We start from the raw sequence: 13433 nt of genomic DNA, 5'->3' as shown, positions 1-13433 counted from the left end.
GGGGGGGGGGGGGGGGGCGGGGGGGCGGGGTTGGTGTGGGTTGTGTGGTGTTGGGGGGGGGGGGTGGGCCGGGCCGGGCCCGCGGGGCGGCGGCCCGGGACCGTGGGATCACTTGATCGCGTCGACCGCGGCCTGGGCCTTCTCGCGGAGAGCGTCCGAGATGGGGGCGCTGCCGGCGTTCGTCGCCGCGGCGTCCTGGCCCTCGGCGCTGATCGCCGTGTTGAAGAAGCCCTGGACGAGGGCAGCCGTGTCGGCGTCCTCATACTCGGCGCAGCCGATCAGGTAGCTGATCAGGATGACCGGGTAGGCGCCGGCCTCCGTGGTGGTGCGGTCGATCTTGATGGCGAGGTCGGTGGCCGCGCGGCCGTCCTCGATGGGCGAGGCGTCGGCGGTGATCGCCGCGCCCTCGGCCGAGTGGCCGACCCATTCGTCGCCGACCTGCACGTTCACCGACGAGAGGTCGCCGGCCTGCGACGAGTCGGCGTAGCCGATCGTGCCCGAGCCCGCCTTGATGGCGTTGACGACGCCCGAGGTGCCCTGAGCGGCCTCGCCGCCCTGGATCGGCCACTCCTCGACCGAGCCGTACGACCAGGCGCTGCCGCCGGTGGCCGACAGGTAGTCGGTGAAGTTGCCCGTGGTGCCCGACTTGTCGGAGCGGTGCACCGGCGAGATCGCCAGGTCGGGCAGGTCGACGCCGTCGTTGGTGGCGGCGATCGCCGGGTCGTTCCAGTTGGTGATCGTGCCGGCGAAGATGCCCGCGAGGGTCGCCGGGTCGAGGTTCAGCTCGTCGACACCGTCGACGTTGAACACGATCGCGATCGGCGAGATGTAGGCGGGGATCTCGACGAGGTCCGAGCCGTCGGCGCACGCGCCGAAACCGCCCGCGGCGATCTCGTCGGTCTTGAAGGCGCGGTCGGAGCCGGCGAACTGCACGGCGCCCGACTGGAAGGACTCACGGCCGGTGCCCGAGCCCTGCGGGTCGTAGTTGATGGTGACGTCGGGGTTGGCCGTCTGGACGAGCTGGGTCCACGACTGGATCGCGACCTGCTGCGACGTGGCGCCCGAGCCGTTGAGCGTGCCCGTGAGCTTGGGTGCGTCCGAGGTGGCGGACGGCGTGTCGCTCGGGGTCTCGTTCGAGGCGCAGCCTGCGAGGGCGAGGGCCGCGATCGCGGCGACAGCGCCCAGCTGGGCGAAGCGAGAGATCTTCACTGTGTGAATCCTTCACGTGTCAGGGGTGAGGCCTGGTGCAGGCCTGCGGGTACGAAGCCCGGTGCGGGTTCGCTCTGAAACGTAGGCTCGGACTCTTAAGAGACTGCGCTGCGCGGGTGAACGGAAGGTGAACGGGAAGAGGTGTGCTGGGTGCGCCGGCGCGGAATGGCGGCGAGCACGTCAGACCTGCGGCTCGTGCGTCTCGATCGTGACGATGCCCGAACCCGGGTTCGCCACCGACAGGTGCACGACCGAGAACGCTCCCGGCTCCAGCGCGGAGGCGCTGCCGAGATACGAGCCGCGCAGCGTGCCGGTCGCGAGCGCCAGCTCGCTCAGGATGTCGGGCAGCACGGGGCCGTGGCTGCACAGCACGGCGGGCTTGCGCGACCGCACGCGCTCGCCGATGATCGTGCGCGCGTCGGAGCGGCCGTCCTCCCAGGCGTCCTGGCTGATGAGCTTCGTGGTGTCGATGCCGCGTCCCAACGACTCCGCGAGGGGGGCCACCGTCTTCATGCACCGTACGGCCGGGCTCGACAGGATCCGGCGCACGCCGAACGCGCGCAGCGGGCCGACGATGGCGCGGGCCTGCTTCTTGCCGCGAGAGGTCAGCGGGCGCGCGGCGTCCTTGCCCTCCCACTCCTCGCGGGCGAGGGCTTTCGCATGGCGCAGCGCGACGATGGGGAAGGTGCGCAGCACCCCCTCGTCCACCAGCCGCAGGAAGTTCTCGATGATCTCGACGTCGACCGGGTAGCTGAGCCGTGAGATCGCCTTCTTCGGCGTGACCCACTCGATGGCCGCGATCTCCTTGTTCGGCACGAACTCGCTGACGCGGATCGCGTCCTCGGTGGCCTCCGCGGCCCAGTAGTGCACGATCTTGGTGCGCTTGCTCGGAAGCCGATAGCGCGAGACGCCGACGGGGACGCCGAGCGAGACGCGGATGCCGGTCTCTTCGTGGATCTCGCGCACGGCCGTCTCGGCGAGCATCTCGCCGGGGTCGACCTTGCCCTTGGGCAGCGTGACGTCGCGGTACTTCGTGCGGTGGATGAGCAGGACGCGCAGCTTCTCGTCGACGATGCGCCAGACCACGCCACCTGCCGCGTACACCGCGGTCTCGGTCATCGCACCGCCCGTGCGCGCCGGCGGCGCTGCACGTTGGTCATGGTGCGGTCCTGGATGTCCAGCAGCGGCCGGCCGTCGGTGTCCTCATGGTGCCGGACCCATTCGCCGTCCGAGCCGAGATGCCACGAGCTCGTCCTGTCGCTCATGGCGAGCGTGAAGAGGTCGTCGAGCTCCTTGACGTGCGCGGGGGAGGACACGCGCACGAGCGCCTCGACCCGGCGGTCGAGGTTGCGGTGCATCATGTCGGCGCTGCCGATGTAGACGACCGGCTCGCCGTCGCCGCCGAACGCGAAGATGCGCGAGTGCTCGAGGTAGCGACCGAGGATGGAGCGCACCGTGATGTTCTCGCTCATGCCTTCAACGCCGGGCTTGAGCGCGCAGATCCCGCGCACCCACACCTCGACCTTCACACCCGCCTGGCTGGCGCGGTACAGCGCGTCGATGATCTGCTCGTCGACCATCGAGTTGACCTTGATGCGCACGCTCGCCGGCCTTCCGGCCAGGGCGGTGCGGCGCTCCTTGTCGATGAGGCGCAGCAGCCCCTTGCGCAGGTGGAGGGGCGCGACGAGGAGGCGCTTGAACTTCTTCTCGATCGCGTAGCCGCTCAGCTCGTTGAACAGGCGGGTGAGGTCCCGGCCGACCTGGTCGTCGGCGGTGAACAGACCGAAGTCCTCGTAGATGCGGCTGGTCTTGGGGTTGTAGTTGCCCGTGCCGACGTGACTGTAGCTGCGCAGCACGCCGTTCTCCTCCCGGATGACCAGCGCGAGCTTGCAGTGGGTCTTCAGCCCCACGAGGCCGTACACGACGTGCACGCCCGCCTTCTCGAGCTTGCGCGCCCACACGATGTTGTTCGCCTCGTCGAAGCGCGCCTTGATCTCGACGAGAGCCAGCACCTGCTTGCCGGCCTCGGCCGCGTTGATCAGCGCCTCGACGATGGGGCTGTCGCCCGAGGTGCGGTACAGCGTCTGCTTGATGGCGAGCACGTGCGGGTCCTTGGCCGCCTGCTCCAGGAACGCCTGCACGCTCGTCGCGAACGACTCGTACGGGTGGTGCACCAGCACGTCGCCCTTGCGGATCGCGGCGAAGATGTCGGCGCGCTCGTTGTTGTCGCCCGGCTGGAACGCCAGTGCCGTCGTCGGCAGGTGGGGCTTGAAGTGCAGGTCCGGCCGGTCGATGCGGGCGAGGTCGAACAGTCCGCGCAGGTCGAGCGGGCCGGGGAGGCGGTAGACCTCCTGCTCGGTGATGTCGAGCTCCTTGATGACGAGGTCGAGGGTGACGTCGTCCATGTCGTCGGTGATCTCGAGGCGGATCGGCGGGCCGAAGCGGCGCCGCAGCAGTTCGGCCTCGAGCGCCTGGATGAGGTTCTCGGTCTCGTCCTCCTCGATCACCATGTCTTCGTTCCGCGTGAGGCGGAACGCATGGTGGTCGAGCACCTCCATGCCCGGGAAGAGGTCGTCGAGGTGGTTCGAGATGAGGTCCTCGAGCGGGAGGTAGCGGACCGTTCCGCCGACGGGAGGCAGCTCGACGAATCGGGGGAGCATCGGCGGCACTTTGAGGCGTGCGAACTCCTGGCGGCCCGTGCGGGCGTTGCGGATGCGGATCGCGAGGTTCAGCGACAGGCCCGAGATGTACGGGAACGGGTGGGCCGGGTCTACCGCGAGCGGCATCAGGACGGGGAACACCTGCGCCTGGAAGTAGTCGTACAGCTGCGCGCGTTCGTCGGCGTCGAGCGAGTCGTACGAGACCACCTGGATGCCGGCATCCACGAGCGCCGGCTTGACGAGCGACGTCCAGGCTTCAGCGTGGCGCAACTGCAGCCGATGCGCCTCGTCCGAGATCTCGGCGAGCACGTCCACCGGCGACGTGCCCACGTTCGTCGGGACGGCCAGGCCGGTCATGATGCGGCGCTTGAGACCCGCGATGCGCACCATGAAGAACTCGTCGAGGTTGCTGGCGAAGATCGCGAGGAAGTTCGCGCGCTCCAGCACGGGCAGGTTCGGGTCTTCGGCGAGCTCGAGCACGCGCTGGTTGAAGGCGAGCCAGCTCAGCTCGCGATCCAGGTAGCGATGGTCCGGCAGCTGGGAGTCGAACTCCTCCGACATGTCGAAGTCGTCGTCGTCCGCATCTCCCAGGCCCGTGTCGAGCACCTCGGGTTCGATCATCCCCTCATCATTGCAGGGTCATGTGACCGGAGTGTGAACGAGACGGAATGGCGCGCGCGGAGGCATCCTTCGCCACGGGCGCTGTCCGGTGCTACGCCTCGGTCTTCTCGCGGGGTGCGGGTTCGGGCTCGTCCTCGTACACGTTGAAGCGGTAGCCGACGTTGCGCACGGTGCCGATGAGCTGCTCGAGGTCGCCGAGCTTGGCGCGCAGGCGCCGCACGTGCACGTCGACCGTGCGGGTGCCGCCGAAGTAGTCGTAGCCCCACACCTCGCTCAGCAGCTGCTCGCGCGTGAACACGCGTGACGGGTGCGTGGCGAAGAAGTGGAGGAGCTGGAACTCCTTGTAGGTGAGGTCGAGCGGCTTGCCGTGCACCTTCGCGGAGTAGGACGACTCGTCGATCGTGATCCCCGAGGTCTGCACGCGCGTCGACACCTGCTCGGCGGACTGCCGTCCGACGGCGAGACGGATGCGCGCGTCGACCTCGGCGGGGCCGGCCGTCATGAGGATGACGTCGTCGACGCCCCAGTCCGGCGACACCGCGGTGAGACCGCCCTCGGTGACCACCAGCAGCAGCGGTGCGTCCAGGCCCGTCGTGTTGAGGATCTTGCACAGCGACTTGGCGCCGACGAGGTCGACGCGGGCGTCGACCATGATGATGTCGGCACTCGGCGCGTTGACCAGCTGAGCGGGCTCGGCGGGGATCTGGCGCACGCGGTGACTCAGCAGTTCGAGCGAGGGCAGGACAGGACCGCCGCCGTGTGTGGAACTGAGAACCAGGAGCTGGGCCAAAGGATCGCCTTCCCGGCGTGCGGGGGCACGCCGCGAACCCCAGTGTAGAGCGCGCGGGGGTGCTCGTTTCGCCGCGGGTCGGTCAAGGGCGTTCCGGACGCCGACGTCGGATGCGTCGACGGCGGCGATGGGGGATGATGGCGGGGTGGCCGTGCCTGAACTCGCTCCTCGCCGCACCCTCGGCGGCATCATCGCCGTGTGGGTCTTCGCAGCGCTGATCGCGATCGCCGTCGGCATCTTCTCGACGCCGGACTGGCGCGCCGCATGGCTGGGAGTCGGGCTGGGGGGATGCCTCATCGCCGCGTTCGCCGTGCAGCTGTGGTCGGGACGTGCGGCGGGGTTCACCGAGCGGGTCGCGGCGAGCGTCCTGGGTGCCGCGCTCGTGATGGGGGTCATCAGCCTCGGGTTCGGACTGGCCGCCCTCGTACCCGGATGAGCCCGGCTCACGGTTAGACTTCACGTCATGGATACCGTCGCGCTCGAACTGTTCTTCGTGGGCCTGCTCGGACTCGCATCGCTGTCGATCGTGTTCGTCTCCGTGGTGGTCGTCAAGAACCTGTACCGCGGCCAGCGCTGACGGGTCGCGTCGTGCTCGAGATCCCGACCGACCTGCCCGCGGAGCTCGTTCCGCTGTCGTGGCTCATCGGCGTGTGGGAGGGCACCGGCGTCATCGACTACGGCGACCACGCCTACACCGGTGAGTTCACCCACCGCGTGAGCTTCAGCCATGACGGCGGCGACTACCTGAACTACTCGGCCGAGGCCTGGATCGACGATCCCGACGATCCGGAGAAGCGGACACGCCTGGTGGCCGAGCTCGGCTACTGGCGTCTGGCGCGCACCGCGACGGACGCCGACGCGGGCCCCGGTCTGCTCCCTCCGACCGCGGCGCCGATCGTGCGCACAGCCGACGACATCGAGACGCTGCGCAACGACGACGGCGGCTTCGACCTCGAGGTCGCCCTCGTGCACGCGGACGGCGTGAGCGAGCTGTACCTCGGCCAGATCAAGGGCCCGCGCATCGACATCGCGACCGACGCGGTCGTGCGCCCGGCCGGTGCCAAGTCCTACGCCGCGGCGACGCGCATGTACGGCCTCGTCGACAGCCACCTGCTGTGGGCGTGGGATATCGCCGCCCTGGGCTTCGAGCTCGGCGCGCACGCGTCGGCCCGCCTCGCCAAGGCCGACTGATGGGCGACGTCTTCTCCGCCGTCCCCGGCGCCGTCTTCGACGAGTCGGGGCTGCAGCATGTCGGCAACCCGCTCGTCGAGCAGCGGCGTCTCGCGGACGGCGCCGCTCTGGCGCCGCGCGCGGATCGCGCCGTCATCGCGGTTCCGGGCGAGGACCGCCTCACGTGGCTCGACTCCCTGTCGTCGCAGGCGCTGGCCCGCCTGCAGCCCGGCGCAGGCACCGAGCTGCTGATCCTCGACCCGCAGGGCCACGTCGAGCACGCGGCATCCGTCCTCGACGACGGCGAGACCACGTGGCTGATCGCCGATCGCGCCGACGCCGAGGGGCTGTACGACTGGCTGCGCAAGATGCGGTTCCGCCTGCGCGTCGACCCGCGCATCGCGGACGAGTACGCCGTGATCGGCGGCACCCCGGCCGCGCTCGAGCGCGTGTCGGCCGCGACGCCGTCGGGCGTGCCGCTGGTGTGGCGCGACCCGTGGCCCGACGTCGCCCCGGGCGGCTGGGCGTACGCGCCCGTCGACCCGCATCCCGGTGCCGAGCGCGACTGGGCCGAGGCGATCGTCACGCGTGACGAGGAGGCGCGGATCGCGGATGCCGCCGCCCGCGGCGACCTGCACCTCGCGGGACTCGCGGCGGTCGAGGCGCTGCGCGTGGCAGCCTGGCGCCCGCGGTGGTCGACGGATGTCGACGAGCGCGCGCTGCCGCACGAGCTGGACTGGCTGCGCACCGCGGTGCACCTCGACAAGGGCTGCTATCGCGGTCAGGAGACCATCGCCAAGGTGCACAACCTCGGGCACCCGCCCCGGCGCCTCGTGGCGCTGCAGCTCGACGGCTCGGGGAGCGTGCTGCCCGAGCACGGTGCGGTCGTCCGCGTCGGCGACGACGAGGTCGGCAACGTGACCTCGGCGGCCCTGCATTACGAAGAAGGACCCATCGCGCTCGCCGTCGTGCGCCGGTCGACCCCGGTCGACGCGGCACTCACCGTCGACACCGCGGATGGCCCGGTCGCGGCGGCCCAGGAGGTCGTCGTGCCGCCCGACGCGGGGCGCACCGCGAACGTGCCGCGCATCCCGAGGCTCGGGCGCCGCCAGGCTGCGCAATAGGCCGGCCGTGAGCGGCGACGGCGAGACGGCCCCGATCACCCAGGCTCTGCCGACGGGGTGGCGCACGCGCCTCGACCTGCGTCCGCAGCTGGCCCGCGTGCGCGGGTCGGCGATCGCGATCGTGCAGATCGTGGTGGCGGCGACGGCGGCCTGGGCGTTCGCGCACTACGTGGTCGGGCATCCCGCACCGCTGCTGGCGGCGACCGTCACGATCTCCAGCCTGGGGCTGGTCCGCGACGCACGGCCGCGCCGCGTGCTCGAGACCGTGATCGGCATGCTCGTCGGCATCCTCGTCGCGGAGGGCTTCGTCGTCGTGGTCGGCCCGGGGTGGTGGCAGCTCGCGCTGGCGCTCGCGGCGACGCTGTTCGTCGCGCGGTTCCTGTCGCCGTACCCGCCCTTCGCGATCATGGCCGGCATCCAGGCGTCGATCGTGATGTCGCTGCCCGCCTCGCAGCCGTTCTCGCGCCTCGTCGACGGGATCATCGGGGGCATCGCCGCGCTCGTGGTGACCGCCCTCATCCCGCGCAATCCGCGGCGGGAGGAGGCCCGTGACGGGCACGCCGTGTTCGCCGCGGCCGACGACGCCGCCCGCACCGTGGTGCAGGCGCTGCGCCGAGGCGACGCCCTGCGCGCGACGCGCGGGCTCGAGAAGGCGCGGGCGATCGCGCCGCGTGTCGACGAGTGGCGTGCCTCGCTCGACTCGGGGCTCGCGGTGGCAGGGTTCTCGCCGTGGCTGCGCCCCCAGCGGGCGGAGCTGCGGCGCCATCACACCGTGCTGCAGGCCGTGGACTTCGCGACCCGCAACCTGCGCGTGGTCGCCCGCCGGGCCGTGTACCTGTGCGACGACGGCGTGCGTCGCCCCGTGCCGGCGGAGCTCCTCGCCGAGCTGATGCGTGCCGCCGGACTCGTGGGCGACAGCCTCGACGACATCTCGATGCAGCCCGTCGCCCGCGAGGCCGTGCGGGCGGTGGCGGCGCGCCTGGATCCCGCGGCGATCCTCCCCGACGGCTCGCTCAGCGAGCAGAACCTCGTGACCTCGCTGCGCCCGCTGGCGGTCGATCTGCTCACCGCCACGGGTATGCCCGGCGACGAGGCGCGCGCGGTCCTTCCCCGCGTGTAGCCCGCGCTGCAGGGCGCAGCCGGGGCGAGCGGTGGATGCCGCACCCCGCGGCATCGGCCTGTCGACGTCGTGCGTTCTCGCCGAGACCGCACGACGTCGGCGCGGACAACGTGCGGACTCGGCGAGAACGTGCGTCATCGACGCTGCACGGGACCGGTGCACAGGGCAGACGTCAGCGCGGCGCGACGGCGCTCCACGGCACCGTGACCTCGCCCAGACGCCAGCGGGAGCGCTCCATGAGCGGCCAGCCGGCGGCATGCACGGCGGCCAGCGCGGTGCGCCAGCGGTGCACCGCGCCGAAGGGCGACACGCTTGCGGCGCGGTCCCATTCGGAGTCCAGCGCCGCGAGGAACGCGTGCACTGGCTCGCCCGGCACGTTGCGGTGGATGAGGGCCTTGGGCAGGCGCTCCGCGGCGATCGACGGATGCTCCAGACCGGCCAGCCGCAGCGACACCGTGAGCGACTGCGGCACGGCGTCCGGCCCGAGGGCGATCCACGTCGCGATGCGGCCGATCTCGTCGCACGTACCCTCCACGAGCAGTCCGCCGGGCGCCAGCCGCGCCGTCATGGCCGCCCACGCGGCGGGGACCTCGGCCTCGTCGTACTGGCGCAGCACGTTCATGGCCCGCACGACGGCGGGGCGCCGGCCGCCCGGTACTGGCACCTCAAAGCCGCCGCGTGCGAACGCCACGCGCGAGTCGGCGGCGAAGGGGGTCGTTCCCGCGCGGACCTGCTCCAGCTGCGCACGTGCGCGACCCACGCGGGCGGGGTCGATCTCCAGGCCCAGCACCTCGACGTCGGGTCGGGTGCGCGCGAGCCGGGCGAACAGCTCGAACGCGGTGACGCCGCTCGCGCCGTACCCGAGGTCGACCACGAGCGGGTCGGCAGCACGGCGCAGCGTCGGGTGCCGCGCGATCCAGCGGTCGATGCGGCGCAGCCGGTTGGTGCCGGTGGTGCCGCGCGTGATCTGCCCGACCGGTCCGCGCGCCATCCCTCCATGATGCCAGCGTCATGCCACGAGGCCTCGCCGCCGTGCGCCGATAACATGGAGGCCATGACCGCGCCCTATACGCTCATCCTCCTCCGACACGGCCAGAGCGAGTGGAACAAGACCAACCAGTTCACCGGGTGGGTCGACGTCCGCCTCACCGAGCAGGGCAAGGCCGAGGCCCAGCGCGGCGGCGAGCTGCTCGCGGAGTCGGGCATACTCCCCGACGTCCTGCACACCTCGGTGCTCAGCCGTGCGATCCAGACCGCGGACATCGCGCTGGACGCAGCCGACCGCCTGTGGATCCCCGTCAAGCGCTCGTGGCGCCTCAACGAGCGCCACTACGGTGCCCTCCAGGGCAAGGACAAGGCGCAGACGCTCGAGGAGTTCGGCAACGAGCAGTTCATGCTGTGGCGCCGCTCGTTCGACGTGCCGCCGCCCCCGCTCCCGGCCGACGACCAGTACAGCCAGGTCGGCGACCCCCGCTACGTCGGCATCGACGGCGAGGTGCCCGACACCGAGTCGCTCAAGATCGTCATCGACCGCATGCTGCCGTACTGGCACAGCGACATCGTGCCCGACCTGAAGGCCGGCAAGACCGTGCTCGTGACCGCTCACGGCAACTCGCTGCGCGGCCTCGTGAAGCACCTCGACGGCATCAGCGACGCCGACATCGCCGAGCTCAACATCCCCACCGGCATCCCGCTGGTGTACCGCCTCGACGAGGACCTGCAGCCGCTCGGTCCGGGCGAGTACCTCGACCCCGAGGCCGCCGCCGCCGGCGCCGCCGCGGTCGCGAACCAGGGCAAGGCCTGATCCAGACGCAGAAGAAGAGCGGATGCCTCGTGACGAGGCATCCGCTCTTCTCTTTGTCGTCGCGCTCGGCGGCGGCCCCCCGACCGCGCCCGGCGACGGTGCCTACAGCTGGTCCGGCGAGACGATGTCGATCGTGTCGGTCGTCGTCGTCCAATCGCCCGTGGACAGATAGGCGACCTTCTTGGCCACCGACACCGCGTGGTCGGCGAAGCGCTCGTGGTAGCGGCTGGCGAGCGTGGCGTCCACCGTCGCGGCCGCCTCGCCCTGCCAGCTGTCGCTGAGCACCTTCTCGAACACCGACAGGTGCAGTTCGTCGAGCCCGTCGTCGGCGTTGCGGATGGTGTCGATGAGAGTCTCGTCCTGCGTGCGCAGCAGCTCGGTGAGCTGGCGGGACACCTCGACGTCGAGCTCGCCCATCTTGAGGAACGTCGACTTCAGGCCCTTGGGGATGGCCCGCTCGGGGAAACGCATGCGGGTGAGTTGGGCGATGTGCTCGGCGATGTCGCCCATGCGCTCCAGCGATGCGCTCATGCGCAGCGCGCTGACGACGATGCGCAGGTCGCGCGCGACCGGCTGCTGGCGGGCGAGGATCTCGATCGCGAGCTCGTCGAGCTCGACCGCCTTCTCATCGATCACCGCGTCGGCCTCGATGACCTCTTCGGCCAGTGCCACGTCGCTCGTGCCGAACGCCCGCGTCGCCTTGTCGATGGCCACCGTGACGAGCTCGGCGATCTCGACGAGTCGCGCTTGCACGTCCTCGAGGGACTGGTGGAAGACTTCGCGCATTCCGATGCACCTTTCGTGGTTTCGGGCAGGCGACTGCCCGCGGCCCCGGCGATTCTCGTCAGAGAAGGTTAACGGACGGTGCCGGGGTGGTGAACACTGGCGGGCACGTGGCGCACCGACCGGGCCGGCGGCGGATCGCGCCCTGGGCGTGCCCCTACGCTGGAACCCATGGACTCCACGCAGCTCGCGCTGCTCGCCCTTCTCGTGGGGGTCATCGTCGGCGGATCGCTGTCCGCCGTGATCGTCGCCGCGCTCCGCGCCCGTGATCGTGCGCGCGTCGAGCAGATCGCGGAGGTTCCCGAGGGCGTGCGCGAGGTCCTCCACGGGATGGACGACGCCGCCGTCGTGGTCGACTCGTCGTTCACCGTCCTTGCCGCATCAGCGGCGGCGACGCCGTTCGAGCTCGTCGAGGGGAGCGCGCTCCCGACCGAGGAGCTGCGATCGCTCGCACGCCGTGTGCGCAGCAGTGAGGCCGTGGTCACCGAGACCTCCGCAACCGAGGACATGAGGCTCCGGCGAGGCGCGCTGCCCGCCGAGCCGCGACTGGTGGCGGTGCGTGCGACCCGCATCTCGGCGCGGCTCACCCTGCTCGTGCTGCGCGACATCACCGAGCGCGAGCGCGTCGAAGAGATGCGGCGCGACTTCGTCGCCAACACGAGCCACGAGCTCAAGACGCCGGTCGGCGCGGTGAGCCTCCTTGCCGAGGCCATCGAGTCGGCGGCCGACGATCCGCCGCAGGTCCGCATCTTCGCCGCGCGGCTGCAGGCCGAGGCATCCCGTCTCGCGCTGCTGACCTCGCGCATCATGAACCTGTCGCGCCTGCAGGCGGCCGACGAGCTGACGCAGCGCGACGTCTCGATCGACGAGGTCGTCGCGTCGGCGCTCGACGCGCACGCCATCCAGGCGGACTCCGCCGGGGTCGAGGTCGTCCGCGGCGGCAGCCGCGGTCTCTACGTGCAGGGCGACGCGCAGGTGCTCAGCGAGGCCGTCGGCAACCTCATCGCCAACGCGATCGCCTACTCGCCGCGCGGCTCGAGCGTGGGCGTCGGCGTGAAGTCCGTCGACGGTGTCATCGAGATCGCCGTGACCGACCGGGGCATCGGCATCGCTGAGGGCGACCAGGACCGGGTCTTCGAGCGGTTCTACCGCGCCGATCCCGCCCGCGCCCGCCGCACCGGCGGCAGCGGGCTCGGCCTGTCGATCGTGAAGCACGCCGTGCAGCGCCACGGCGGCGACGTGCGGCTGTGGTCGCGTCCCGGCCGCGGCTCGACGTTCACGATCCGCCTGCCCGAGTCCGCGGCGCCGGCGACCGAGCCCACGCCCAAGCGCGGTCGCAAGAAGAAGCGCACCGCCCCTGCGAAGCCGGCCGTCGCGCCGGCCCCCGAACCCGCTGCGAATGGAGAACCCGCATGACCCGCGTCCTGATCGTCGAGGACGAGCCAGACCTCGCCGACCCGCTCGCCTACCTCCTGCGTCGCGAAGGCTACGAGGTCGAGATCGCCGAGGACGGCCCGGCTGCGCTCGCGGCCTTCCGCGACCGCGGTGCCGACATCGTGCTGCTCGACCTGATGCTGCCGGGGATGCCGGGTACCGAAGTGTGCCGTCAGATCCGCACCACGTCCGCCGTTCCGATCATCATGCTCACCGCGAAGGACTCCGAGGTCGACATCGTCGTCGGGCTGGAGCTCGGCGCCGACGACTACGTCACGAAGCCGTACTCGGCACGTGAGCTGCTGGCCCGCATGCGGGCCGTGCTGCGCCGCTTCTCACAGATCGACGCCGACCTGGAGGACCGCGTCCTCGAAGGCGGACGCGTCGTGCTCGACATCGACCGCCACACGGTCGCGGTCGACGGCGACGAGATCAACATGCCGCTCAAGGAATTCGAGCTGCTGGAGGTGCTGATGCGCAACGCCGGCCGCGTGCTCACGCGTGGTCAGCTCATCGACCGCGTGTGGGGGAGCGACTACTTCGGCGACACCAAGACGCTCGACGTGCACATCAAGCGCATCCGTTCGCGGATTGAGCAGAACCCGGGCTCGCCCGAGATGCTCGTGACCGTCCGTGGGCTGGGGTACCGTTTCGAGGGCTGAGAACACAGAAGCGGGGGGGGGGGGGCCGCCCCCCCCCCCCGCATGGGGAAACGGGG

General features: G+C 71.1%; 13 protein-coding genes. 7 read left to right on the top strand and 6 right to left on the bottom strand.

What is annotated here, in order from left to right:
• Positions 1-108 precede the first annotated feature (108 nt).
• The 4 genes from ACFWJ8_RS09835 to ACFWJ8_RS09820 all read right to left on the bottom strand — a co-directional run bounded on the left by ACFWJ8_RS09835 (position 109) and on the right by ACFWJ8_RS09820 (position 5280).
• On the bottom strand, positions 109-1209 hold the full coding sequence (locus ACFWJ8_RS09835; RefSeq protein ID WP_378810974.1) for a phosphate ABC transporter substrate-binding protein PstS: 1101 nt from the start codon (positions 1207-1209) through the stop codon (positions 109-111).
• Between the two features lie 180 nt (positions 1210-1389).
• Positions 1390-2328, bottom strand: a complete 939-nt coding sequence (locus tag ACFWJ8_RS09830; protein WP_378810973.1) for an NUDIX domain-containing protein — start codon at positions 2326-2328, stop codon at positions 1390-1392.
• Positions 2325-4490, bottom strand: coding sequence for an RNA degradosome polyphosphate kinase (locus ACFWJ8_RS09825; protein WP_378810972.1), 2166 nt, complete (start codon positions 4488-4490; stop codon positions 2325-2327). The genes ACFWJ8_RS09830 and ACFWJ8_RS09825 overlap by 4 nt, the downstream gene beginning before the upstream one ends.
• Positions 4491-4581: 91 nt before the next feature.
• Positions 4582-5280, bottom strand: coding sequence for a DNA-binding response regulator (locus ACFWJ8_RS09820; RefSeq protein ID WP_378810970.1), 699 nt, complete (start codon positions 5278-5280; stop codon positions 4582-4584).
• A 145-nt stretch (positions 5281-5425) separates the two neighbouring features.
• On the opposite strand from ACFWJ8_RS09820, the gene ACFWJ8_RS09815 reads away from it, so the two are divergent.
• The 4 genes from ACFWJ8_RS09815 to ACFWJ8_RS09800 all read left to right on the top strand — a co-directional run bounded on the left by ACFWJ8_RS09815 (position 5426) and on the right by ACFWJ8_RS09800 (position 8694).
• Complete coding sequence (locus ACFWJ8_RS09815; RefSeq protein ID WP_378810969.1) at positions 5426-5716, top strand: hypothetical protein; 291 nt, start codon at positions 5426-5428, stop codon at positions 5714-5716.
• Positions 5717-5868: 152 nt separating this feature from the next.
• A complete protein-coding gene (locus ACFWJ8_RS09810) occupies positions 5869-6471 on the top strand; it encodes an FABP family protein (protein WP_378810967.1) in 603 nt (200 codons plus the stop codon).
• Complete coding sequence (locus ACFWJ8_RS09805) at positions 6471-7574, top strand: YgfZ/GcvT domain-containing protein (protein WP_378810966.1); 1104 nt, start codon at positions 6471-6473, stop codon at positions 7572-7574. The genes ACFWJ8_RS09810 and ACFWJ8_RS09805 overlap by 1 nt, the downstream gene beginning before the upstream one ends.
• A 7-nt stretch (positions 7575-7581) precedes the next feature.
• Positions 7582-8694 carry an aromatic acid exporter family protein gene (locus tag ACFWJ8_RS09800; RefSeq protein WP_378810965.1) on the top strand — a complete coding sequence of 371 codons (1113 nt, stop codon included), beginning with the start codon at positions 7582-7584 and terminating at the stop codon, positions 8692-8694.
• Positions 8695-8866: 172 nt separating this feature from the next.
• On the opposite strand, the gene ACFWJ8_RS09795 is transcribed toward ACFWJ8_RS09800, so the two are convergent.
• Positions 8867-9685, bottom strand: a complete 819-nt coding sequence (locus ACFWJ8_RS09795) for a class I SAM-dependent methyltransferase (protein ID WP_378810964.1) — start codon at positions 9683-9685, stop codon at positions 8867-8869.
• 63 nt (positions 9686-9748) lie between these two features.
• Between ACFWJ8_RS09795 and ACFWJ8_RS09790 the strand changes: the two genes are divergently transcribed.
• Complete coding sequence (locus ACFWJ8_RS09790) at positions 9749-10498, top strand: phosphoglyceromutase (RefSeq protein WP_378810963.1); 750 nt, start codon at positions 9749-9751, stop codon at positions 10496-10498.
• Between the two features lie 102 nt (positions 10499-10600).
• On the opposite strand, the gene phoU is transcribed toward ACFWJ8_RS09790, so the two are convergent.
• Positions 10601-11284, bottom strand: coding sequence for a phosphate signaling complex protein PhoU (phoU, locus tag ACFWJ8_RS09785; RefSeq protein WP_378810962.1), 684 nt, complete (start codon positions 11282-11284; stop codon positions 10601-10603).
• Between the two features lie 168 nt (positions 11285-11452).
• Here phoU and ACFWJ8_RS09780 point away from each other — a divergent pair, with 168 nt between their 5' ends.
• Both ACFWJ8_RS09780 and ACFWJ8_RS09775 read left to right on the top strand, forming a co-directional pair.
• Positions 11453-12697: a sensor histidine kinase gene (locus ACFWJ8_RS09780; RefSeq protein WP_378810961.1), complete on the top strand. Its 1245-nt coding sequence runs from the start codon at positions 11453-11455 to the stop codon at positions 12695-12697.
• Positions 12694-13377: a response regulator gene (locus ACFWJ8_RS09775; protein ID WP_378810959.1), complete on the top strand. Its 684-nt coding sequence runs from the start codon at positions 12694-12696 to the stop codon at positions 13375-13377. Before ACFWJ8_RS09780 ends, ACFWJ8_RS09775 begins: the two co-directional genes overlap by 4 nt.
• Positions 13378-13433 lie beyond the last annotated feature (56 nt).

The sequence above is a fragment of the Microbacterium sp. NPDC058389 genome (assembly GCF_042722305.1).
Classification (GTDB): domain Bacteria; phylum Actinomycetota; class Actinomycetes; order Actinomycetales; family Microbacteriaceae; genus Microbacterium.
This window is presented reverse-complemented; position numbering and strand designations above follow the sequence as displayed.